The organism is Klebsiella sp. JN_Kp122 (genome assembly GCF_040062085.1).
In the GTDB taxonomy this organism is placed as follows: domain Bacteria; phylum Pseudomonadota; class Gammaproteobacteria; order Enterobacterales; family Enterobacteriaceae; genus Klebsiella; species Klebsiella aerogenes.
Genome location: NZ_JBEAHW010000015.1, coordinates 123,934 through 146,549 on the forward strand (window position 1 = coordinate 123,934; position 22,616 = coordinate 146,549).

Genomic DNA, 22,616 nt, shown 5'->3' on the forward strand with positions numbered 1-22,616 from the left:
TTTACTCCGTGACAAAGGATGACAGTTTTGCTGCTAGCAGATCTTCCAGTTTGCGTTGATCGACGGCGAACTGGCGAATACCTTCCGCCAGTTTTTCTACCGCCATCGGATCCTGGTTATGCTCCCAGCGGAATTCCGCTTCGCTCATCGGAACCGGGCGCGGCAGTATCTGATGAGCGGGGATGAGTTTGCGTACTACCGGCGCGTCGCTGGCCTGCAGCTCTTGTAACAAGGCCGGGGAGATGGTGAGGCGGTCGCAGCCGACCAGCGCGAGGATTTGTTCGGTACGGCGGAAGCTGGCGCCCATCACGATGGTGTTGTACTTATGGAGTTTGAAATAGTCGTAGATATTGCGCACCGATTTCACCCCCGGGTCTTCATCAACCACGTAAGGATCTAACGGCTGACGCGCCTGATACCAATCGTAAATACGCCCGACGAAGGGCGAAATCAGAAACACGCCGGCTTCAGCGCAGGCGCGAGCCTGGGCGAAAGAGAACAGCAGCGTCAGGTTGCAGTGAATCCCTTCTTTTTCCAGCACCTCCGCGGCGCGGATCCCTTCCCAGGTGGAGGCTAGTTTGATCAGGATCCGCGACTTATCGATCCCCATTTCCTGATAGAGAGCGACCAGATGGCGTGCTTTCTCGATACTTTTTTCACGATTGAAGGAGAGACGGGCATCGACTTCGGTGGAGACGCGCCCTGGGATGCTTTTGAGTATTTCCGCACCAAAATTGACCGCCAGTTTATCGCAGGCATTGGCGACCTGCGTCTCGCGGTTGCCGCCCTGTTTTGCAGCCCAGGCGAGGGCATCATCGATAAGCCCGGCGTAGTTATCCAGTCCGGCAGCCTTTAAGAGCAGCGAAGGGTTGGTGGTGGCATCTTCAGGCTGATAGTGGCGGATAGATTCAATGTCGCCGCTGTCGGCGACTACGGTGGTGAATTGTTTGATACTGTCTAGCTGGTTCATTAAAAAGTACTCCTGGAACAATAAGTTGCATGAGTTCTTGTCGTTATGCGGTAGAGGTCGTGATGAGGTACATAACTAAAAAGCATAGCAGACGGGGCTATCATTGACCGTGAAACTAGGTTACATAAATATTATAAATTGATAACAACCAGACCTTTGTGATGGCAAGAGTATGGCGGCCTTCAAAGTTTAAACCGCCGTCAGGCGCGATACTAAGCCTCGCCTTAAGGCGGGCCGACGGCTCGCCATCACGCTTCACCCCCTACGATTCGATACGTGAAAGGAACCATAAAATGGATGAGCAGTTGAAACAAAGCGCCCTCGATTTCCACGAGTTCCCGGTGCCCGGGAAAATTCAGGTGTCGCCGACTAAGCCCCTGGCGACCCAACGCGATCTGGCGCTGGCATATTCGCCGGGCGTTGCCGCGCCGTGCCTGGAAATTGAGAAGGATCCTTTGGCCGCTTACAAATACACCGCTCGCGGCAACCTTGTGGCGGTGGTCTCCAACGGTACCGCCGTCCTCGGTTTAGGCAATATCGGCGCGCTGGCCGGAAAACCGGTAATGGAAGGAAAGGGCGTTCTGTTTAAAAAGTTCGCCGGTATCGATGTGTTCGATATTGAAGTTGATGAGCTGGATCCTGACAAATTCATTAATGTCGTTGCCGCCCTGGAGCCGACGTTTGGCGGCATCAACCTCGAAGATATTAAAGCGCCGGAATGTTTCTACATTGAGCAGAAACTGCGTGAGCGCATGAATATTCCGGTGTTCCACGACGATCAGCACGGCACGGCGATTATCAGCACTGCGGCGATCCTCAACGGTCTGCGGGTGGTTGAGAAGAATCTCTCTGATGTGCGGATGGTGGTCTCCGGCGCGGGAGCGGCGGCTATCGCCTGTATGAACCTGCTGGTGGCGCTGGGAATGCAGAAACACAATATCGTGGTCTGCGACTCCAAAGGCGTTATCTATAAAGACCGCGAAGCCAACATGGCGGAAACCAAAGCGGCCTACGCGGTGGAAGACGACGGGAAACGTACCCTCGACGATGTCATCGATGGCGCGGACATTTTCCTTGGCTGCTCCGGGCCGAAAGTTCTGACTCCGGAGATGGTCAAGAAGATGGCGCGCTCGCCGCTGATCCTCGCGCTGGCGAACCCGGAGCCGGAAATCCTGCCGCCGCTGGCGAAGGAAGTGCGCGACGACGTGATTATTTGTACCGGCCGTTCCGACTATCCAAACCAAGTCAACAACGTGCTGTGCTTCCCGTTCATCTTCCGCGGCGCGCTGGATGTTGGCGCGACGGCGATAAACGAAGAGATGAAGCTGGCGGCGGTTCATGCTATCGCCGAGCTGGCGCATGCCGAACAGAGCGAAGTCGTGGCTTCCGCCTATGGCGACCAGGATCTCAGCTTTGGCCCGGAGTACATTATTCCGAAACCGTTCGATCCGCGCCTGATCGTCAAGATCGCGCCAGCGGTCGCTAAAGCGGCGATGGAATCAGGCGTGGCGACCCGGCCGATTGCCGACTTCGATGCCTACATCGAGAAGCTGAGCGAGTTCGTTTATAAAACTAACCTGTTTATGAAGCCGATCTTCTCCCAGGCGCGCAAAGAGCCGAAGCGCGTGGTGCTGGCGGAAGGTGAGGAGACTCGTGTGCTGCACGCCACGCAGGAGCTGGTTTCTCTGGGGCTGGCGAAGCCAATCCTCATCGGTCGCCCGAGCGTGATTGAAATGCGCATCCAGAAACTGGGCCTGCAGATTAAAGCGGGCGTGGACTTCGAAATCGTCAATAATGAATCCGATCCGCGCTTCAAAGAGTACTGGAGCGAGTACTATCAGCTGATGAAGCGCCGCGGCATTACCCAGGAGCAGGCGCAACGGGCAGTAATTAGCAACACCTCGGTCATTGGCGCGATCATGGTTCATCGCGGTGAGGCGGACGCGATGATCTGCGGAACCATCGGCGATTATCATGAGCACTATCGCGTAGTACAGCCGCTGTTTGGCTTCCGCGACGGCGTCAGCACCGCCGGGGCGATGAACGCGCTGCTGCTGCCAAGCGGTAACACTTTTATTGCCGATACCTATGTCAACCACGATCCATCGCCGGAAGAACTGGCGGAGATCACCCTGATGGCGGCGGAAAGCGTGCGTCGTTTTGGTATCGAACCGCGCGTGGCGCTGCTGTCGCACTCTAACTTCGGTTCAGCTGATTGCCCGTCCGCCAGCAAAATGCGCAAAACGCTGGAATTGGTGAAAGCGAGCGCGCCGGATCTGATGATTGACGGCGAAATGCACGGCGACGCCGCGCTGGTGGAGAGCATCCGCAACGATCGTATGCCGGATAGCCCGCTGAAAGGGGCGGCTAATATTCTGGTGATGCCGAATATGGAAGCCGCGCGTATCAGCTACAACCTGCTGCGCGTCTCCAGTTCGGAAGGGGTAACCGTCGGGCCGGTACTGATGGGTATCGCTAAGCCGGTGCATATTCTCACGCCTATCGCCTCCGTGCGCCGTATCGTCAACATGGTGGCGCTGGCGGTCGTGGAAGCGCAGACCCAGCCGCTGTAAGCACAATAAAAAAGTAAGCCCCGGTAATCCGGGGCTTTTTTGTCTCAGGAGACCTAAATCAGATCCACACTTTCACTTTGATGAACTCGCTCAGCGCGGCTTCCGGGCTGCCTTCCTGCGGATGGTAGTCATACTCCCAGCGCACCAGCGGCGGCATCGACATCAGAATAGACTCCGTACGACCGCCGGTCTGCAGGCCGAACAGCGTGCCGCGATCCCACACCAGATTGAATTCCACATAACGCCCGCGGCGATAAAGCTGGAAATCGCGTTCGCGCTCACCGTAAGGCGTGGTTTTTCGACGCTCAACGATCGGCAGGTAAGCGTCGGTAAAGCCGTTGCCCACTGCCTGCATAAAGGCGAAGCAGTGGTCGAAGTCCGGGGTATTTAAATCATCAAAGAACAGACCGCCAATGCCGCGCTGTTCGTTGCGGTGCTTAAGGAAGAAGTAATCATCGCACCACTTTTTGTAGCGCGGATAGACCTCGTCGCCGTACGGCAGGCATAAATCGCGGGCAGTACGATGCCAGTGAATGGCGTCTTCTTCAAACCCATAATAAGGCGTTAGATCAAACCCGCCGCCGAACCACCACACCGGGTCGGCGCCGGGCTTCTCGGCAATAAAAAAGCGAACGTTAGCGTGGCTGGTCGGCACATAGGGGTTGCGCGGATGCACCACCAGCGAAACCCCCATTGCTTCAAAGCTGCGCCCGGCCAGTTCCGGGCGGTGGGCGGTAGCCGAGGCGGGCATCGCATCGCCGTGGACGTGAGAAAAGTTAACCCCGGCCTGCTCAAAGATGCCGCCGTCACGTAAAACCCGGCTGCGTCCGCCGCCGCCGCCTTCGCGCTGCCAGCTATCTTCAACAAAATCCTTGCCGTCAACGGCGGAGAGTTTGGCGCAAATGGCATCCTGCAGCTGAAGAAGGAAGGCTTTGACCTGCTGTACATCGGGTTTCATTAACGTCTCTTCGAATGCGCTTTCTGGTTATCGAACCAGTGGAAATAACTAATAATGCCGGAAGCGATAGCGTTAGCAATCTTCTGGCGGAAAGCGGTAGTGCCGAGTAGCTTCTCTTCATTTGGGTTGGTAATGAACGACGTTTCCACCAGCACCGAGGGAATCGAAGGGGACTTCAGCACCACAAAGGCCGCCTGCTCTGTATTGCGGCTGTGCAGTTTATGCACCGGCTTAATCTTTTTCAGAATATGCGAGCCGAGCGTCAGGCTGTTCTTAATGGTGTCGGTTTGCACCAAATCGAACAATACCTGCTGCAGCAGATGGTCCTTATCCGTTGCTTTTTTACCGGCGACCTCATCGGCGCGGTTTTCGCGCTCGGAGAGATATTTCGCCATGGCGCTACTGGCGCCGCGGTTGGAGAGCGCAAAGACGGAGGCGCCGGCCGCACTCGGGTTGGTAAAGCCGTCGGCGTGAATCGACATAAACAGATCGGCGCCGTGCTGGTGGGCGATCTCAACGCGATCGTACAGTGGAATAAAGGTATCGCCGCTACGCGTCAGACGGGCATCGATGCCGTTGCTGCGTAAAATGCTGCGCACATTTTTAGCAATGGCCAGCACGACGTGTTTTTCTTTCGAACCGTTGTGGCCAATTGCCCCCGTATCGATGCCGCCATGACCGGGGTCAAGCATCACCAGACGCCTGCTGCCTGCTTTCTTTGCGACGGGTTTGCTGTGTCCATTGGAAGTTTTTAGCGGCTGCTCTTTGGCAGTGGCTTGGGAAGCGACGCCGGTTAGCGTCATCGCAGCCAGTCCTGCTTTCAGCACCTGACGGCGCGAAGCAAGTATTTTTAATGGTTTAAAAGTGCTCATTCGGCCTGAATTGTAAACAAGTGATGTCCAATGTTATATCGTATCGCGTTTCCCGTTACGACCACTCAAAATAAGAATTGTTTTACTTTTCATTTCAATACATGACAAAGCGATATTATGCCATTTTTTGCTGATGATTTCGCCTGATATTGGCTATCAGTCATATTCGCGCCATAATCACTGTTTTTAACCGTGAATGGTGGGGAATACCATGGAGATTCGCGTTTTTCGCCAGCAGGATTTCGAAGAAGTGATCACCCTTTGGGAGCGCTGCGATCTTCTGCGCCCATGGAACGATCCGGAAATGGATATCGAGCGTAAGCTCAACCACGACGTGAGCTTGTTTCTGGTCGCTGAAGTGAACGGTGAAGTGGTGGGGACGGTGATGGGCGGTTACGACGGCCACCGCGGCTCCGCTTACTATCTTGGCGTACATCCGGAATACCGCGGCCGCGGTATCGCTAATGCGCTGCTCAATCGGCTGGAAAAGAAGCTGATCGCCCGCGGTTGCCCGAAAATTTCAATTATGGTGCGTGACGATAACGATGTGGTGCAGGGGATGTACGAGCGTCTCGGTTACGAGCACTCGGATGTACTCACCCTGGGTAAGCGCCTGATTGAAGATGAAGAATACTGAATTTATTCCAGCCGATTATGATACCCAGGGTCGTTTACGGCTGCCGCTGTTGTTTTGGGGCGTGCTGTTGCTGCAGGCGCGCACCTGGGTGCTGTTCGTCATGGCCGGCGCCTCCCGCCAGCAGGGGGATGCGCTGCTGAACCTGTTTTATCCCGATCACGATAACTTCTGGCTGGGTTTACTGCCCGGCGTACCGGCGGTCGCGGCATTTTTGTTGAGCGGTCAGCGTCAGCGTTTTCCCCGGATCTGGCCGCTGATGCGTTGGCTGCTGATGGCCTCGCAGGCGCTATTGCTGGCCTGGCAGCCGTGGCTGTGGTTCACCGGCGAGGCGCCTTCCACGCTGACCATCGCCCTGCTGGCGGCCGATATTTATGCGCTATGGTGGCTGATAACCAGCCGCAGGTTGCACGCCTGTTTTCGCCTTGAAGCGCTTTAATGGCACTTTTTGCCGATCGCGCACTCCAACATGCGTTGAATGAATCAGAAAGGATTGAGTTATGAAATCGCTACGTCTAATGCTTTGCGCGCTTCCGCTGGCGCTAACCGGCTGCTCAACGATGAGCGCGGTGAACTGGTCGGCTGCCTATCCATGGAACTGGTTTGGTTCCTCCAACGAGGTCACCGAGCAGGGCGTGGGTAAACTGACGGCGTCGACGCCGCTCAATGAACAGGCAATTAGCGATGCCCTCGGCGGCAGCTACCGTCTGCGCAGCGGAATGAAAACCGCGGATGGCAAAATCGTTCACTATTTTGAAGCGCTAAAGGATGACAAGCTGGCGCTGACCATCAACGGCGATGGCGGTACGGTGAGCCGCATTGACGTGCGCGATAGCGCGATTCCCGCCGCCAGCGGCGTGAAAATCGGTACCCCGTTTAGCGAGCTGTACGGCAAAGCGTTCGGCAACTGCGAGAAAGGCGTTCCCGACAACGGCGCGGTGGTGGAATGTAAAGCGCCTGGCAGCCAGCACATCAGCTACGCCTTTACCGGCCACTGGAGCGGCCCGGACGAACTGATGCCGTCCGACGATACCCTGAAGAACTGGAAAGTCAGCAAAATTATCTGGCGTCGCTAATTTGATCTGAAGAGACACGTGGGCGGATAAAAACGGTTACAATGGCGCGTTAGCAACGTCATAGCGTTGTGGTTGCATCATTTCAGGAGGAGCGATGTCTCAGGTTCAGAGCGGCATTTTGCCGGAACATTGCCGCGCGGCGATTTGGATTGAAGCCAATGTAAAAGGGGACGTTAACGCCCTGCGCGAAGCGAGCAAAATATTTGTCGATAACGTGGCCACCTTCCAGGCTAAATTCCCTGACGCCAAACTCGGTGCGGTGGTCGCTTTCGGCAATACCGTCTGGCGTCAGCTGAGCGGTGGTGAAGGCGCGGAAGAGTTAAAAGATTTTCCGGTTTACGGCAAAGGGCTGGCGCCATCCACGCAGTATGACGTGTTGATTCATATTTTATCCGCCCGTCATGAAGTGAACTTTTCCGTCGCCCAGGCGGCGGTGGCCGCTTTCGGCGACGCCATTGAAGTGAAAGAAGAAATTCACGGTTTCCGCTGGGTGGAAGAACGCGATCTGAGCGGCTTTGTCGACGGCACCGAAAACCCGGCAGGCGAAGAAACCCGCCGTGAAGTCGCGGTGATTAAAGACGGCGTTGACGCGGGCGGCAGCTACGTATTCGTGCAACGCTGGGAGCACAATCTTAAGCAGCTGAACCGCATGAGCGTGCCGGATCAGGAGATGATGATTGGCCGTACCAAAGACGCCAACGAAGAGATCGACGGCGACGAGCGCCCGATTACTTCGCACCTGAGCCGCGTGGACTTAAAAGAAGATGGCAAAGGGCTGAAAATCGTCCGCCAGAGCCTGCCATACGGTACCGCCAGCGGCACTAACGGCCTGTACTTCTGCGCCTACTGCGCTCGCCTGTATAACATTGAGCAGCAGTTGCTGAGTATGTTCGGCGATACCGACGGTAAGCGCGATGCCATGCTGCGCTTCACTAAACCGGTGACCGGCGGTTATTACTTCGCGCCGTCGCTGGAGCGTATTCAGGCGCTGTAATTTTTCCCCTCACCCTAACCCTAACCCTAACCCAGAGGGTTAGGGTGTAAGCGAATCCAGCATACGTACAGCCGCTTTCAGCAAAGCTTTGCCAGTTGCTTATTCTCTTTTCTACTTCCAAATCGCCAAACGGTATATAAAACCGTTACTCCTTTCGTACTCGTTATAAATATGATGATCATCAGTAAATGATCATTTTTGATAAGGGTGCGCAATGGCCGTTAAATCACTGAAAAAAGGATATCTGGCGCTGGCAGCTTCCATGCTGCTGGTGGCGCAGGCGCAGGCGACTGAACTGCTGAACAGTTCCTATGATGTTTCCCGCGAGCTGTTCGCCGCCCTTAATCCGCCTTTTGAACAGCAGTGGGCAAAAGAAAACGGCGGCGACAAGCTGACCATTAAGCAGTCACATGCGGGCTCCTCCAAGCAGGCGTTGGCGATTCTGCAAGGTCTGAAGGCTGACGTCGTGACCTATAACCAGGTGACGGACGTCCAGATTCTGCATGATAAAGGCAACCTGATCCCGGCAGACTGGCAGAGCCGTCTGCCGAATAACAGCTCGCCGTTCTATTCGACCATGGCGTTCCTGGTGCGTAAGGGCAATCCCAAAAATATTCATGACTGGAACGATCTGGTGCGTTCTGACGTGAAGCTGATCTTCCCGAATCCTAAAACTTCAGGCAACGCGCGCTATACCTATCTTGCGGCCTGGGGGGCGGCGGACAAAGCCGATGGCGGCGATAAAGCCAAAACCGAACAGTTCATGACCCAGTTCCTGAAGAACGTCGAGGTATTCGATACCGGCGGTCGCGGCGCGACCACCACCTTCGTCGAGCGCGGGTTGGGCGATGTGCTGATTACTTTTGAATCGGAAGTTAACAACATCCGTAAACAGTATGAAGCGCAGGGGTTCGAAGTCGTTGTGCCGAAGGTCAATATCCTCGCCGAATTCCCGGTCGCGTGGGTAGACAAAAACATTAAGGCCAACGGTACTGAAAAAGCGGCGAAAGCCTACCTGAACTATCTCTATAGTCCGCAGGCGCAGACCATCATCACCGATTACTACTATCGCGTGAACGATCCGAAAGTGATGGCGTCGCTGAAAGATAAATTCCCGCAGACCGAACTGTTCCGCGTGGAAGACCAGTTTGGCAGCTGGCCTGAAGTGATGAAAACCCACTTCGTCAGCGGCGGCGAGCTGGACAAACTGCTGGCAGCGGGGCGTCAGTAATGTTGGCTGTGTCGTCCAAGCGCGTGCTGCCGGGCTTTACCCTGAGCCTTGGCACCAGCCTGCTGTTTGTGTGCCTGATTTTACTGTTGCCGCTCAGCGCGCTGGTGATGCAGCTGGCGCAGATGAGCTGGGCACAGTATTGGGAGGTGATTACCAACCCTCAGGTGGTTGCCGCCTATAAAGTCACGCTGCTGTCGGCCTTCGTGGCCTCGATTTTTAACGGCGTGTTCGGCCTGCTGATGGCGTGGATTCTTACCCGTTATCGTTTTCCAGGCCGTACGCTGCTCGATGCCCTAATGGACCTGCCGTTCGCGCTGCCGACGGCGGTGGCGGGCCTGACGCTGGCCTCGCTGTTCTCGGTTAATGGCTTGTACGGCGAGTGGCTGGCGAAGTTTGATATCAAAGTGACCTATACCTGGCTTGGCATCGCGGTGGCGATGGCCTTTACCAGCATCCCGTTTGTGGTGCGTACCGTGCAGCCGGTGCTGGAAGAGTTAGGGCCGGAATATGAAGAGGCGGCGGAAACCCTCGGCGCGACGCGCTTACAGAGTTTCCGCAAAGTGGTGCTGCCTGAACTGTCGCCAGCCCTGCTGGCGGGGATTGCGCTGTCGTTTACCCGCAGCCTTGGCGAGTTCGGTGCGGTGATCTTTATCGCCGGCAACATCGCATGGAAAACGGAAGTGACTTCGCTGATGATTTTCATTCGTTTGCAGGAGTTTGATTACCCGGCGGCGAGCGCGATTGCCTCGGTGATCCTCGCGGCTTCGCTGCTGCTGCTGTTCTCTATCAACACCCTGCAGAGTCGCTTTGGTCGACGCGTGGTAGGTCACTAATGGCGGAAGTTACTCAATTGAAGCGCTATGACGCGCCCCGGATCAACTGGGGCAAATGGTTTCTGATCGGCGTCGGGATGCTGGTATCCGCCTTCATCCTCGTGGTGCCGATGATTTATATTTTTGTCCAGGCTTTCAGTAAAGGGTTAATGCCGGTGCTGGAAAACCTGGCCAATCCGGACATGCTGCACGCCATCTGGCTGACGGTGATGATCGCGTTGATTACCGTGCCGGTGAATCTGATATTCGGTACGCTGTTGGCCTGGCTGGTGACGCGCTTTACCTTCCCTGGCCGCCAGCTGCTGCTGACGATGCTGGATATCCCGTTCGCCGTCTCGCCGGTGGTGGCAGGTCTGGTTTATTTACTGTTTTACGGCTCCAACGGCCCACTCGGCGGCTGGCTTGATGAGCACAACCTGCAGATCATGTTCGCCTGGCCGGGCATGGTGCTGGCGACTATCTTCGTCACCTGCCCGTTTGTGGTCCGCGAGCTGGTGCCGGTGATGATGAGCCAGGGGAGCAACGAAGATGAAGCGGCGATACTGCTCGGCGCTTCCGGTTGGCAGATGTTCCGCCGGGTGACGCTACCCAATATTCGCTGGGCGCTGCTGTACGGCGTGGTGCTGACCAACGCCCGCGCGATTGGCGAATTCGGCGCAGTGTCGGTCGTTTCCGGCTCGATCCGCGGCGAAACGCTGTCGCTGCCGCTGCAAATTGAATTACTGCAGCAGGACTACAACACCGTCGGTTCGTTTACCGCCGCGGCCCTGCTGACGTTAATGGCTATTTTGACCCTGTTTTTAAAGAGTATGTTGCAATGGCGTCTGGCCAATCAGGAAAAACGCGCGCAACAGGAGGGAAATCATGAGCATTGAGATTGCCAATATTAAGAAATCGTTTGGTCGCACCCAGGTGCTGAATGATATCTCGCTGGATATCCCTTCCGGGCAAATGGTTGCGCTGTTGGGGCCGTCCGGCTCCGGTAAAACCACCTTATTGCGGATTATCGCCGGGCTGGAGCATCAATCCAGCGGCCATATCCGTTTTCACGGTACCGACGTGAGCCGGATGCACGCGCGCGATCGTAAAGTGGGCTTTGTTTTCCAGCACTATGCGCTGTTTCGACATATGACGGTATTCGATAACATCGCCTTTGGCCTGACCGTGCTGCCGCGCCGTGAGCGTCCCAATGCGGCGGCGATTAAAGCCAAGGTGACCAAACTGTTGGAGATGGTGCAACTGGCCCATCTTGCCGACCGTTATCCGGCGCAGCTTTCCGGCGGCCAGAAGCAGCGCGTGGCGTTAGCGCGCGCGCTGGCGGTTGAGCCGCAAATTCTGCTGCTGGATGAACCCTTTGGCGCGCTGGATGCGCAGGTGCGTAAAGAACTGCGCCGCTGGCTGCGCCAGCTACATGAAGAATTAAAATTCACCAGCGTGTTTGTTACCCACGACCAGGAAGAGGCGATGGAAGTCGCCGATCGGGTAGTGGTAATGAGCCAAGGCAACATCGAACAGGCCGATGCGCCTGAACGCGTCTGGCGTGAACCTTCGACCCGTTTTGTGCTCGAGTTTATGGGCGAAGTTAACCGCCTGCAGGGCACCATTCGCGGCGGCCAGTTCCACGTCGGCGCCCACCGCTGGCCTTTAGGCTATACCCCGGTATACCAGGGGCCGGTCGATCTGTTCCTGCGACCGTGGGAAGTAGATATCAGCCGCCGTACCAGCCTGGATTCGCCGTTGCCGGTGCAGGTGCTGGAAGCCAGTCCGAAGGGGCACTACACCCAATTAGTCGTCCAGCCTCTTGGGTGGTATGACGAACCGCTGAGCGTGGTGCTGGCGGGCGATGAGGCTCCGTCCCGCGGCGAACGCCTGTTTGTCGGCTTGCAGAATGCGCGCCTGTATAACGGAACCGAGCGCATCGAGCCGCGCGGCGAACTTGCTCTGGCAGAGTCGGCCTGATAGCTTAAATCCACGTGCTTTTGCCGGGCGGCGTTGCGCTGCCCCGGCTGACAGCCCGGAGCGCATGACGCGGCCGGGCTTTTTATTGGACAGCTGAAGTGAACACATTAGAACAAACAATTGGCAACACGCCGCTGGTGAAATTACAACGTCTGGGGCCGGACAACGGCAGCGAAATTTGGCTCAAGCTTGAGGGCAACAACCCGGCAGGCTCGGTAAAAGATCGCGCCGCGCTGTCGATGATTGTCGAAGCGGAAAAGCGCGGCGAAATTAAACCCGGCGATGTATTGATCGAGGCGACCAGCGGTAATACCGGTATCGCGCTGGCGATGATTGCGGCGTTAAAAGGCTATCAGATGAAACTGCTGATGCCGGACAACATGAGCCAGGAGCGCCGTGCCGCGATGCGCGCCTACGGCGCTGAACTCATCCTGGTCACCAAAGAGCAGGGGATGGAGGGCGCTCGCGATCTGGCCGCCGCGATGGCCGAGCGTGGCGAGGGTAAGCTATTGGATCAGTTCAATAATCCGGATAACCCTTACGCCCATTACACCACCACCGGCCCGGAGATCTGGCGCCAGACGGACGGGCGTATCACCCACTTTGTTTCCAGCATGGGTACCACCGGTACCATTACCGGCGTATCGCGTTTTCTGCGCGAACAGGCGAAGCCGGTAAGTATCATTGGGCTACAGCCGGAAGAGGGCAGCAGCATTCCGGGGATCCGCCGCTGGCCGCAGGAATATATGCCGGGCATTTTTAATGCCTCGTTGGTGGATGAGGTGCTGGATATCCACCAGCAGGATGCGGAAAACACGATGCGCCAGTTGGCCGTACAGGAAGGGATCTTCTGTGGCGTCAGTTCCGGCGGCGCGGTTGCCGGGGCGCTGCGTATTGCTCGCGCCAATCCGGGCGCGGTGGTGGTGGCGATCATCTGCGATCGCGGCGATCGCTATCTCTCAACCGGCGTGTTCGGCGAAGAACACTTCAGCCAGGGAGCGGGTATCTAAACGCGCTACCACGGTCCCCATGCCAGGCATGGGGGCCGGTTAACTAAAGTGCGTGTTTCGCTACCAGCTTATCCAGAAACGCCCATAGTTTTTGATTCATCTCGCGATAATCCCATTGCCTCATTTCATCTTCGCTGCGAATAAAGCGCCTGCCTTTTGCGGCGGCAAGTTCATGTTGCGAGTGGGTAATTAATAACTCGATGACCTCCGCGTCAAACTCCATATGGCACTGAAAACCGTAGACCCGATCGCTATATTTGACGATTTGCCGCGGGCACCCTTCGCTGGAAGCCAGGACTTCCGCCGCAGGCGTCAGGCCCGGCATATCGTTGTGCCAGTGACCGACTACCACCGATGAGCCGAAATGGGCGATGTTGTCATCCTGCAGTCCGGCGGTGGTCAGGATGATAGGATAGTGGCCAATCTCTTTTTCCGGGCTTTGCATCACCGGCGCCCCCAGCGCTTCGCCGATGAGCTGCGATCCGAGACAAATCCCGACCACGATACGCCCGGCGGCAATCGCCTGGGCAATCAGGTTTTTCTCGGCATGGGCATCAAACCATGGGCACTCGGCAAGCGTGGTGCGTGGTGATTGCGGGCCGCCAAGTACCACCAGCATATCAAAACCTTCAGCATTCGCCGGCAGCGGATCCCCGGCATAAACTCGCGACCAGCTGGCCTGATAGCCGCGCGCGTTAACCCAGCGCAGATAGGCGCCAGGCGCTTCAAAAACTTCATGGACGATAAAGTGGATCCGCATAACAACTCCCGTGTTTAACAAGGTAAGACCAGCGATAAATCGTGTGCAAGTTGTTCAATTTGCGCCTCGGTTAAGGCGCCCAGCGACAGGCGCAGGCCGTGCGCCGGTGTTTTCACGCCAAAGGCTTCACCTTCACGCACCAGCCAACCGGCCCGCGCCAGACGCAACGCCAGCGGCTGGCTGGCGGCTGATAGCGGCAGCCAGAAGTTAAGACCATCGCCAGACGGATAATCGCCAGCGCCGTGGCGGGCCAACGCGGCGGCGAGCCGCTGATTTTGCTGCTGATAATGGTGCTGGCTCGCAGTCAGAGAAGCGGCAAAAGCGCTATCATTCAGGCAGGCGAACGCCAGCTCTTGTAGTAAATGGCTGACCCACTGGCTACCGGCGTTCAGGCGCAGGCGCAGCGCCGCCGAGGTTGTCGGGTCGCTGGCGACTATCGCCAGCCGCAAATCCGGGCCGAGGGTTTTGGACATTGAGCGCACCAGCGCCCAACGCTGAATGCCGTCAGGTAGCGGATTGTGCCAGCATGTCGCTGAGAGCAGGGCGAAGTGATCGTCAACGATCGCCAGCGTCTGCGGATAGCGGGCGAGCACGGTGCGAATCGCTTGTGCGCGCTCCGGCGTCAAACTGCAGCCGGTCGGGTTGTGGGCGCGTGGAGTCAGTATTACCGCGCGGGCGCCGTTGCGCAGTGCTTCTTCAAGCCGCTCCGGGTCCATGCCTTCACCGTCGACGGCGACAGGGCTGGGCTGGAAACCAGCGTAACGCAGCATATTGATGCTGCTCAGAAAGCAGGGGTCTTCTACCGCGACGCTGTCGCCGGGGAGCAGCAGCGCGCAGAGCAGGCGTTCCAGAGCGTCAATCGCGCCGCTGGTCAAGTTGATGTCAAATTCCTGGCCGATATCGCGACTCACCCACTCCCGGGCCCAGTCAGCCAGCCGTGGCTCAACGGCGGCATCGCCGTATAAGTGCGGGGTCTGCGGCAGCTGCGGAAGAAAACGGCCAATATCCGGCAGACATCGTGGATCCGGATTGCCGCCGGAAATATCAATCAGCGATGTCGTTGGATCGCCACCCTCGACCGCATTAAGCGTATTGCGCGCCTTAATGGCCGTGCCGTTACGCCCCTGACTGACGGCGAGCCCTGAAGTCACCAGCCGCTTGTAGGCCGCCGCCACCGTATTGCGGTTGACTGCCAGTTCGCCTGCCAGTTCGCGCACCGGCGGCAGCGCCTCGCCGGGTTGCAACGCGCCGCTCTGCACCAGATGACGGATGTTATCGAAAATCTCGCTTGCGGTTTTTCCGGTGAACATTATTGACCTATGACAAAATGAATTTTAGCATAGGACGAATGATAATCAGAGTATGACCCGCTGTCCAGCGGGGGGAGAAAGGATGAGTCAGCAAGACGAAATACAGTCCGTGCTCTTTAACGACCACAGCCGGGCGCTGGAGGTTGATATTGTGGCGGTGCAATCGCAGGTGGTATACGGCAGCGTCGGCAACAGTATCGCGGTACCGGCAATCAAGCAGCATGAATTACGGGTGATGGCGGTGCCGACGGTGTTATTCAGCAATACCCCACATTACGATACTTTCTACGGTGGAGTGATCCCGGAAGAGTGGTTTAGCGGCTATCTGCGGGCGCTGGAGGAGCGTGATGCGCTTCGCGAGCTGCGGGCGGTAACCACCGGCTATATGGGCAGCGCCGGGCAAATTGCGCTGCTGGCGCAGTGGCTGCAGCGGATCCGCGTGCACCATCCCGACCTCTGTATTCTGGTTGACCCGGTGATTGGCGATGTGGATAGCGGCATTTACGTAAAAGCGGAGATCCCCGAGGCTTATCGCCGCCATCTATTGCCGCTGGCGCGGGGTATCACGCCAAATCTGTTCGAGCTCGAAACCCTCAGCGGCATGCCGTGCCACAACCAGCAGGAAGCGGTGGTCGCCGCGCGAAGTCTGCTTTCCGATACGCTAAAGTGGGTGGTGATTACCAGCGCGCCTGGACCGGATACTTCGACTATTAACGTGCTGGTGGTCACCGACGACGCGGTCGAAGTGGTCGTCCATCCTCGCGTCGAAACCGACCTCAAAGGCACCGGCGACCTGTTCTGCGCCGAGCTCATCAGCAACCTGGTGCGCGACATGTCGTTGGGAGACGCTACGCGCGCCGCCGCTCAGCGCGTGCTGGCGGTAATGACCTGGACCGAGAGTCAGGGCTGCGATGAACTTATTTTACCGCCGTCTGGAGCGCAATAACGATGCATAGCTATCGGTTAGTGGTACGCAGGGAGGGAAGAACCGTCGGCCATTTCGAGACAACGGGAATGAATGCGCTGGAAGATGCCTGTAGGGCGAGGTCGTTGTTTGAAAGCGATCCTGGCTACCAGTGCGAGCTATGGGTCGCGGATAGCGAACGGCGGATTCTGGAAAGTAGCCCGCAGGGGATGAAAATCCTGGCGAGTGAAAAATGCTACCGCCCAGCATAAAAAAATGGCGCCTTCAGGCGCCATTTTCTCGGCAAGCAAGAATTACTTCTTGATGCGGATAACCGGAGTTTCACCAACGGTGACGCTACCGGACAGTTTGATCAGCTCTTTGATCTCGTCCATGTTGGAGATAACAACCGGAGTCAGGGTAGACTTGGCTTTTTCTTCCAGCAGCGGCAGATCGAATTCGATAACCGGGTCGCCGACTTTCACGCGCTGACCTTCTTCAGCGATGCGCTTGAAGCCTTCGCCTTTCAGTTCAACGGTATCGATACCGAAGTGAACAAACAGCTCAATGCCGCTATCGGATTCAATAGAGAAAGCATGGTTGGTTTCAAAAATTTTACCGATGGTACCCTCTACCGGCGCAACCATTTTGTTGCCAGTAGGTTTGATGGCAATGCCATCACCCACAATTTTCTCCGCAAAAACCACATCCGGCACGTCTTCGATGTTGACGATCTCGCCAGAGAGCGGAGCAACAATCTCAATAGTTCCGGTGTCTTTTTTGTCATCAGAAACCAGAGATTTCAGTTTATCGAACAAACCCATGATCTTCTCCTAAGCAGTAATTTGGGCCGCGCATCTCGTGGATTAGCAGATTGTTTTTTCTTCAATGAACTTGTTAACCAGCGTCATTAACTCGTCCGTTGTCGGTTGAGCAAGAGCCTGCTCTGCTAATACTTTCGCATCTTCGAAGTTCGTGTTACGAATAATCTTCTTGATGCGCGGGATGGAAATGGCGCTCATAGAGAATTCGTCCAGCCCCATACCCAGCAACAGAAGTGTAGCACGTTCATCGCCCGCAAGCTCACCACACATACCAGTCCATTTGCCTTCTGCATGAGAAGCATCAATAACTTGCTTGATCAGAGTCAGCACAGACGGTGACATCGGCTGGTAAAGATGCGAGATCATATCATTACCACGGTCAACTGCCAGAGTATATTGCGTTAAATCATTGGTTCCGATACTAAAGAAATCAACTTCTTTGGCTAAATGACGAGCAATAGTCGCGGCTGCCGGGGTTTCCACCATCACGCCGATCTCAATTGATTCGTCAAAAGCTTTACCTTCGTCACGCAGTTCCTGTTTGTAGATCTCAATCTCTTTCTTCAGTGCGCGCACTTCTTCAACAGAGATGATCATCGGGAACATGATGCGCAGCTTACCGAAAGCGGAGGCACGCAGGATAGCGCGAACCTGGTCGCGGAGGATCTCTTTACGATCCATCGCGATACGCACGGCACGCCAGCCGAGGAACGGGTTCTCTTCTTTCGGGAAGTTCATGTACGGCAGCTCTTTATCGCCGCCGATGTCCATGGTGCGAACGATAACGGCCTGTGAGCCGCACGCTTCAGCCACCGCTTTATAGGCTGCGAACTGTTCTTCTTCAGTCGGCAGAGAATCGCGGTCCATGAACAGGAATTCGGTACGGTACAGGCCCACGCCTTCCGCGCCGTTGCGCTCAGCGCCGTCTACGTCGCGAACGGTACCGATGTTAGCGCAAACTTCAACCTGATGACCGTCGAGGGTGATGGCCGGCAGATCTTTCAGTTTCGCCAGTTCCGCTTTTTCTTCAGCAACCTGCGCCTGCAGCGCACGCAGCTCTTCAATTTTTTCGTTGCTCGGGTTAACCAGAACCTGGTTGTTAACCGCATCGAGAATCAGATAGTCGCCGTTTTTCACCTGGGAGGTGACGCTTCCGGTACCGACAATTGCCGGCAGCTCAAGGGAGCGCGCCATGATAGAGGTGTGGGAAGTACGGCCGCCCGCGTCGGTGATGAAACCCAGCACCTTATTCAGGTTCAGCTGTGCGGTTTCCGACGGGGTCAGATCGGCGGCAACGAGGATGACTTCATCCGCGATAGCGCTCAGATCGATGATTGCCAGGCCCAGAATGTTGCGCAGCAGACGTTTACCGATATCGCGTACGTCAGCGGCACGCTCTTTCAGGTATTCGTCATCCAGCTCTTCCAGTGCAGTTGCCTGACCTTCGATAACTTCATTGGCTGCCGCATCGGCAGTCATGTGCTTATCTTTAATCAGGGCTATGATTTCCTGCTCAAGCTCCTCATCTTCCAGCAGCATAATATGCCCTTCGAAGATGGCTTCTTTTTCTTCACCGAAAGTTTCACCAGCTTTGGTTTTGATGACCTCCAGCTGGGCGGAGGCCTTGGTGCGGCCGTTCAGGAAACGTTCAACTTCCTGATCAACCTTATCGGCAGAAATTTTCTTCCGGTCGATGACAATTTCATCTTCTTTCAGCAGGAGAGCCTTGCCGAAAGCGATACCCGGGGATGCTAAAATGCCTGAAATCATAACCCTACCTTACTTGTGACTGATATTAAAAAGAACCCGTGAACTTACTCGAGTTCAGCCATCAGTTTAACCAGATGCTCAACTGCTTTTTGCTCATCTTCGCCTTCAGCGGAGATGGTCACAACGGTACCCTGAGTCAGGCCCAGAGTTTGCAGTTTGAACAGGCTTTTTGCGCTGGCGCTTTTGCCGTTGGAGGTTACAGTGATCTCAGAAGTGAAGCCTTTCGCTTCTTTAACAAACTGAGCAGCAGGGCGGGTGTGCAGACCGTTCGGAGCGGTAATGGTAACTTCTTGCTGGAACATTATATTTCCCCAACTTATAGGTTTAGTGTTGTGGACCTAAAGTCTAGCCTAACGACCAAACTTTAGCCTGTATTGTTAGCGCCGGCGTTACGTGTGTGGCTAAGGCGTCAGCAGCGGAACCGCTGAGAGGACCTTAAGTCCGTTGACGTCTAGCACTTCATTAAACATTATGCCGCGAAAGGAAGACTTGAACCAAATCATAAAATCGATTCAGCCTGCGGAAATCCAAATCTGAATAATTTCGCGCTTCAAAATAAATGTGCTGGTTAAATACCAGACCCTACGAGGTGAATCAATGCCAGGAGGGGTAAAACTTTGACGTATGCCACAAAAAAGCACCCGAAAAGGTGCTTTTTTACACGGTTTTTACAAACTGGCACTACTGTTGCAATTCTTTCTCGGTGAAGAGATCTGCGAACAGCGCCGTGCTTAAATAACGCTCACCAGAAGACGGTAGGATAACCACAATATTCTTATTGGTAAAGGCTTCATCTTCCTGCAGCTTTAACGCCGCGGCAACAGCAGCGCCGGAAGAGATACCGGCCAGAATACCTTCTTCTTCCATCAGGCGACGAGCGGTGGAGATGGCTTCTTCGTTGGTGATGGCGACCACTTTATCGACCAGTTTCAGGTCGAGGTTGCCCGGGATAAAGCCGGCGCCGATGCCCTGAATTTTGTGCGGGCCAGGTTTCAGCTCTTCACCAGCCAGCGCCTGGGCGATAACAGGCGAGTCGGTCGGCTCAACGGCGACGGTAATCAGATCTTTTTTACCTTTCGTGCCTTTAATATAACGAGAAACACCGGTCAGGGTACCGCCGGTACCGACGCCGGAGATAAAGACGTCAACCTGGCCATCGGTGTCTTCCCAGATTTCCGGGCCGGTGGTCTTTTCGTGAATTTCCGGGTTAGCCGGGTTACTGAACTGCTGCAGCAGCAGATATTTTTCCGGGTCGCTGGCGACAATCTCTTCCGCCTTCTGGATGGCGCCTTTCATGCCTTTCGCGCCTTCGGTCAGCACCAGATTAGCACCCAGCGCTTTCAGCAGCTTGCGGCGTTCCACGCTCATGGTTTCCGGCATGGTCAGCGTCAGTTTGTAGCCGCGAGCGGCGGCGACGTAGGCGAGGGCGATACCGGTGTTGCCGCTGGTTGGTTCAACCAGTTCAACACCCGGTTTCAGTACGCCGCGCTTTTCAGCATCCCAAATCATATTGGCGCCGATACGGCATTTAACGCTAAAGCTCGGGTTACGAGATTCTACCTTGGCCAGGATTCGGCCATTACCGATGCGGTTCAGTCGTACCAGCGGCGTATGACCGATTGTCAGGGAGTTGTCTTCAAAAATCTTACTCATGGCCCGTCCTTAACTGTATGAAATTTGGGGGTACGGCTTCAGCATACCCGCTTAAACAATATCCGGAAGTAAGGATTTAGCATATCTATATGCTGAAGGGAAATAATGATGAGCAAGAAGGAATAAGACGGAAATAAGGGGCGGCGTGAACCGCCCCGAAAGAGAGAGCTAAGCGCACTATTTCCACATCGCGTGCTTATCGCGATAGCAATCCACCCACATCGCCGTCGCGCCGCAGATAGCGACTGGCAGAATAACCAGGTTGAGAACCGGGATCATGGTGAACAGGCTGGTCAGCGCGCCAAACTGCATGTTGATGACCTTCCGCGAACGCAGCGCCTCGCGCATGGTTTTAAACGGCACTTTATGGTTATCGAACGGATAGTCGCAATACTGAATGGCCAGCATCCAGGCGCTAAACAAGAACCACAGTACCGGCGCGACGGTTTGGCCAATGCCGGGGATAAAGTACAGCAGTAACAGAACGATGGCGCGCGGCAGGTACCAGGCAAACTTTTGCCATTCGCGTTTCATGATGCGCGGGACATCTTTCATGATGCCGAATATGCCAACGTCGGGCGGCGTCGCGCCGGTCAGTCGCGCTTCGAGCTGTTCCGCCAGCAGGCCGCTAAACGGCGCGGCAATCCAGTTGGCGATGGTCGAAAAGAAGTAACCAAATACCAACAAAATAGAGATAACCGCCACCGGCCACAGCAGGTAGTTTAACCACTGAAGCCATTCAGGCACATGGCTCATTAATGAAGGGATCCAGCTATCGAGGCGGGTAAACAGCCACCAGAACGCGCCGCCCATCAGAATCACGTTAACTAATAAAGGCAGGAACACGAAACGTCGGATCCCTGGCAGCCTGATGAGTTTCCAGCCTTGTGAAAAATAGTAGACGCCGCTACGTGGGGTAGTTGCGGATGATGAAACCATAGTCAGGCGATGCTCCTTTTTTAACATTCAGTGTGAATGCCCGCTTATTTTATCGGGTTGTCAGACAATAACCAGTTAGGAAATGTTCGAAAAAACAGCAAAAAGCACGATTTAGTTCATCTTTATGGGGTGAAAGGGGCAGACGCACTTGCACTTGATGTAATCGGCAAATACTCTTAGTGAGTAAATGTTTGCCGTGGTGGCAAGGTGTTAGAACAACAGAGAATATAATGATGCAGGATTTGCGTCTGATATTAATCATTGTTGGCGCGATCGCCATAATCGCTTTACTGGTACATGGTTTCTGGACCAGCCGTAAAGAGCGTTCCTCGATGTTCCGCGATCGCCCACTGAAACGTATGAAGTCTCGCGACGATGAAACATCGGAAGGCGATGACTTTGATGACGATGTTGAAGGCGTAGGTGAAGTTCGCGTTCACCGGGTTAATCACGCCCCGAACGGCGCATATGGGGAGCAAGAAGCACCTCGTCAGGCGCCGCAACACCAGTATCAGCCTCCTTATGAGCGTCAGGTGCAGCAGCCTGTGCGTCAGGACGAGCCGGTTCATCAGGCGCCGCCGCACGCGTCGCGCCCGCAGCAGCCTGTTGCTCCGCAGCCGCAGGCCCAGCCGCCGCATCATGTTGCCCCTGCTCAGCCGGTACATCCAGCGCAGCCGGTCCATCAGCCGCAGCCGGTACCGCCGCAATATCAGCAGCCGGTGCAGCCTGCTCCGCAGCAGCCTGTAGCTCAACAGTCGGCGCCAGTCCCACAACCTGTTGCTCAACAACCTGCGCCGGTTCAACAGCCTGCCGCGCCGCAGCCGCAACCGGCCCCTGAAGCGCCAGCCGCTGAACCTCAGCAGCCGGCCGCCGCGCCGCAGCCGAAAGAGCGCAAAGAGACGGTCATCGTGATGAACGTCGCCGCGCATCACGGTTCGCAGCTTAATGGCGAACTGCTGATCAACAGCATCCAGCAGGCCGGCTTTAAGTTTGGCGATATGAATATTTTCCATCGTCATTTAAGCCCGGACGGTAGCGGACAGGTATTGTTCAGCCTGGCGAACATGGTTAAACCTGGCACCTTCAATCCGGATGCGATGGTGGATATGACCACGCCAGGCGTGACTATCTTTATGCAGGTGCCGTCGTTTGGCGACGAGCTGCAAAACTTTAAACTGATGCTGCAATCGGCGCAGTACATCGCCGATGAAGTTGGCGGCGTCGTGCTTGACGACCAGCGTCGGATGATGACGCCGCAGAAACTGCGTGAGTACCAGGATCGTATTCGCGAAGTAAAAGAGGCTAACGCCTGATCTACGCGCTAGCGTGTCGTCTGCTTAATCTGA

The 22,616-nt window shown here is 55.8% G+C and carries 23 protein-coding genes; 13 read left to right on the plus strand and 10 right to left on the minus strand.

The window, feature by feature from the left end; genetic code table 11:
- Position 1: 1 nt before the first annotated feature.
- The gene (gene tal / locus ABLU78_RS04645) at positions 2-970 is read right to left on the minus strand and encodes a transaldolase (protein ID WP_015703140.1); all 969 of its coding nucleotides are present in this window, start codon (positions 968-970) and stop codon (positions 2-4) included.
- A 293-nt stretch (positions 971-1,263) separates the two neighbouring features.
- Here tal and maeB point away from each other — a divergent pair, with 293 nt between their 5' ends.
- On the plus strand, positions 1,264-3,543 hold the full coding sequence (maeB, locus tag ABLU78_RS04650) for an NADP-dependent oxaloacetate-decarboxylating malate dehydrogenase (RefSeq protein WP_015703139.1): 2,280 nt from the start codon (positions 1,264-1,266) through the stop codon (positions 3,541-3,543).
- A gap of 58 nt (positions 3,544-3,601) precedes the next feature.
- Here maeB and hemF read toward each other — a convergent pair whose 3' ends face one another.
- Positions 3,602-4,501 (minus strand): oxygen-dependent coproporphyrinogen oxidase, encoded by a 900-nt coding sequence (gene hemF / locus ABLU78_RS04655; protein ID WP_048229182.1) that lies wholly within the window; start codon positions 4,499-4,501, stop codon positions 3,602-3,604.
- Positions 4,501-5,373, minus strand: a complete 873-nt coding sequence (gene amiA / locus ABLU78_RS04660; RefSeq protein WP_015365483.1) for an N-acetylmuramoyl-L-alanine amidase AmiA — start codon at positions 5,371-5,373, stop codon at positions 4,501-4,503. Before amiA ends, hemF begins: the two co-directional genes overlap by 1 nt.
- Positions 5,374-5,584: 211 nt before the next feature.
- Here amiA and ABLU78_RS04665 point away from each other — a divergent pair, with 211 nt between their 5' ends.
- From ABLU78_RS04665 to cysM, 9 genes are all read left to right on the plus strand, one after another.
- Complete coding sequence (locus ABLU78_RS04665; protein WP_015365484.1) at positions 5,585-6,010, plus strand: GNAT family acetyltransferase; 426 nt, start codon at positions 5,585-5,587, stop codon at positions 6,008-6,010.
- Positions 5,997-6,446 (plus strand): DUF2919 domain-containing protein, encoded by a 450-nt coding sequence (locus tag ABLU78_RS04670; protein WP_045387045.1) that lies wholly within the window; start codon positions 5,997-5,999, stop codon positions 6,444-6,446. The genes ABLU78_RS04665 and ABLU78_RS04670 overlap by 14 nt, the downstream gene beginning before the upstream one ends.
- Positions 6,447-6,507: 61 nt before the next feature.
- Entirely contained in the window at positions 6,508-7,083 is a 576-nt protein-coding gene (locus tag ABLU78_RS04675; RefSeq protein ID WP_015703137.1) for an RpoE-regulated lipoprotein, read from the plus strand.
- 94 nt (positions 7,084-7,177) lie between these two features.
- The gene (locus ABLU78_RS04680; protein WP_015365487.1) at positions 7,178-8,077 is read left to right on the plus strand and encodes a Dyp-type peroxidase; all 900 of its coding nucleotides are present in this window, start codon (positions 7,178-7,180) and stop codon (positions 8,075-8,077) included.
- A 214-nt stretch (positions 8,078-8,291) separates the two neighbouring features.
- On the plus strand, positions 8,292-9,308 hold the full coding sequence (locus tag ABLU78_RS04685) for a sulfate ABC transporter substrate-binding protein (protein WP_048229181.1): 1,017 nt from the start codon (positions 8,292-8,294) through the stop codon (positions 9,306-9,308).
- The gene (gene cysT / locus ABLU78_RS04690) at positions 9,308-10,141 is read left to right on the plus strand and encodes a sulfate/thiosulfate ABC transporter permease CysT (protein ID WP_015365489.1); all 834 of its coding nucleotides are present in this window, start codon (positions 9,308-9,310) and stop codon (positions 10,139-10,141) included. Before ABLU78_RS04685 ends, cysT begins: the two co-directional genes overlap by 1 nt.
- Positions 10,141-11,016: a sulfate/thiosulfate ABC transporter permease CysW gene (cysW, locus tag ABLU78_RS04695; RefSeq protein ID WP_042892978.1), complete on the plus strand. Its 876-nt coding sequence runs from the start codon at positions 10,141-10,143 to the stop codon at positions 11,014-11,016. The genes cysT and cysW overlap by 1 nt, the downstream gene beginning before the upstream one ends.
- Positions 11,006-12,100 (plus strand): sulfate/thiosulfate ABC transporter ATP-binding protein CysA, encoded by a 1,095-nt coding sequence (gene cysA, locus ABLU78_RS04700; RefSeq protein ID WP_048229178.1) that lies wholly within the window; start codon positions 11,006-11,008, stop codon positions 12,098-12,100. The genes cysW and cysA overlap by 11 nt, the downstream gene beginning before the upstream one ends.
- A 98-nt stretch (positions 12,101-12,198) precedes the next feature.
- Complete coding sequence (gene cysM, locus ABLU78_RS04705; RefSeq protein ID WP_015365492.1) at positions 12,199-13,110, plus strand: cysteine synthase CysM; 912 nt, start codon at positions 12,199-12,201, stop codon at positions 13,108-13,110.
- 43 nt (positions 13,111-13,153) lie between these two features.
- Here cysM and ABLU78_RS04710 read toward each other — a convergent pair whose 3' ends face one another.
- Together ABLU78_RS04710 and ptsJ are read right to left on the minus strand one after the other, a co-directional pair.
- On the minus strand, positions 13,154-13,870 hold the full coding sequence (locus ABLU78_RS04710) for a type 1 glutamine amidotransferase (RefSeq protein WP_032715065.1): 717 nt from the start codon (positions 13,868-13,870) through the stop codon (positions 13,154-13,156).
- Positions 13,871-13,884: 14 nt separating this feature from the next.
- Entirely contained in the window at positions 13,885-15,180 is a 1,296-nt protein-coding gene (ptsJ, locus tag ABLU78_RS04715; RefSeq protein WP_048229175.1) for a transcriptional regulator PtsJ, read from the minus strand.
- Between the two features lie 82 nt (positions 15,181-15,262).
- Here ptsJ and pdxK point away from each other — a divergent pair, with 82 nt between their 5' ends.
- Both pdxK and ABLU78_RS04725 read left to right on the plus strand, forming a co-directional pair.
- Positions 15,263-16,126: a pyridoxine/pyridoxal/pyridoxamine kinase gene (gene pdxK / locus ABLU78_RS04720; RefSeq protein WP_032712126.1), complete on the plus strand. Its 864-nt coding sequence runs from the start codon at positions 15,263-15,265 to the stop codon at positions 16,124-16,126.
- A gap of 2 nt (positions 16,127-16,128) precedes the next feature.
- Positions 16,129-16,356 carry a hypothetical protein gene (locus ABLU78_RS04725; protein WP_032712125.1) on the plus strand — a complete coding sequence of 76 codons (228 nt, stop codon included), beginning with the start codon at positions 16,129-16,131 and terminating at the stop codon, positions 16,354-16,356.
- 42 nt (positions 16,357-16,398) lie between these two features.
- Here the strand turns inward: ABLU78_RS04725 and crr are convergent, their stop codons facing one another.
- The 5 genes from crr to cysZ form a co-directional block, all read right to left on the minus strand.
- Positions 16,399-16,908 (minus strand): PTS glucose transporter subunit IIA, encoded by a 510-nt coding sequence (gene crr / locus ABLU78_RS04730; RefSeq protein WP_015365497.1) that lies wholly within the window; start codon positions 16,906-16,908, stop codon positions 16,399-16,401.
- A 42-nt stretch (positions 16,909-16,950) separates the two neighbouring features.
- Positions 16,951-18,678: a phosphoenolpyruvate-protein phosphotransferase PtsI gene (ptsI, locus tag ABLU78_RS04735; protein WP_015365498.1), complete on the minus strand. Its 1,728-nt coding sequence runs from the start codon at positions 18,676-18,678 to the stop codon at positions 16,951-16,953.
- A 44-nt stretch (positions 18,679-18,722) separates the two neighbouring features.
- On the minus strand, positions 18,723-18,980 hold the full coding sequence (gene ptsH / locus ABLU78_RS04740; protein WP_000487600.1) for a phosphocarrier protein Hpr: 258 nt from the start codon (positions 18,978-18,980) through the stop codon (positions 18,723-18,725).
- A gap of 379 nt (positions 18,981-19,359) precedes the next feature.
- Positions 19,360-20,331 (minus strand): cysteine synthase A, encoded by a 972-nt coding sequence (gene cysK, locus ABLU78_RS04745; protein WP_013878168.1) that lies wholly within the window; start codon positions 20,329-20,331, stop codon positions 19,360-19,362.
- Positions 20,332-20,508: 177 nt separating this feature from the next.
- Positions 20,509-21,270, minus strand: a complete 762-nt coding sequence (gene cysZ / locus ABLU78_RS04750) for a sulfate transporter CysZ (protein ID WP_013878167.1) — start codon at positions 21,268-21,270, stop codon at positions 20,509-20,511.
- A gap of 230 nt (positions 21,271-21,500) precedes the next feature.
- Here cysZ and zipA point away from each other — a divergent pair, with 230 nt between their 5' ends.
- The gene (gene zipA / locus ABLU78_RS04755) at positions 21,501-22,583 is read left to right on the plus strand and encodes a cell division protein ZipA (protein ID WP_032712124.1); all 1,083 of its coding nucleotides are present in this window, start codon (positions 21,501-21,503) and stop codon (positions 22,581-22,583) included.
- The last annotated feature ends 33 nt before the right edge of the window (positions 22,584-22,616 follow it).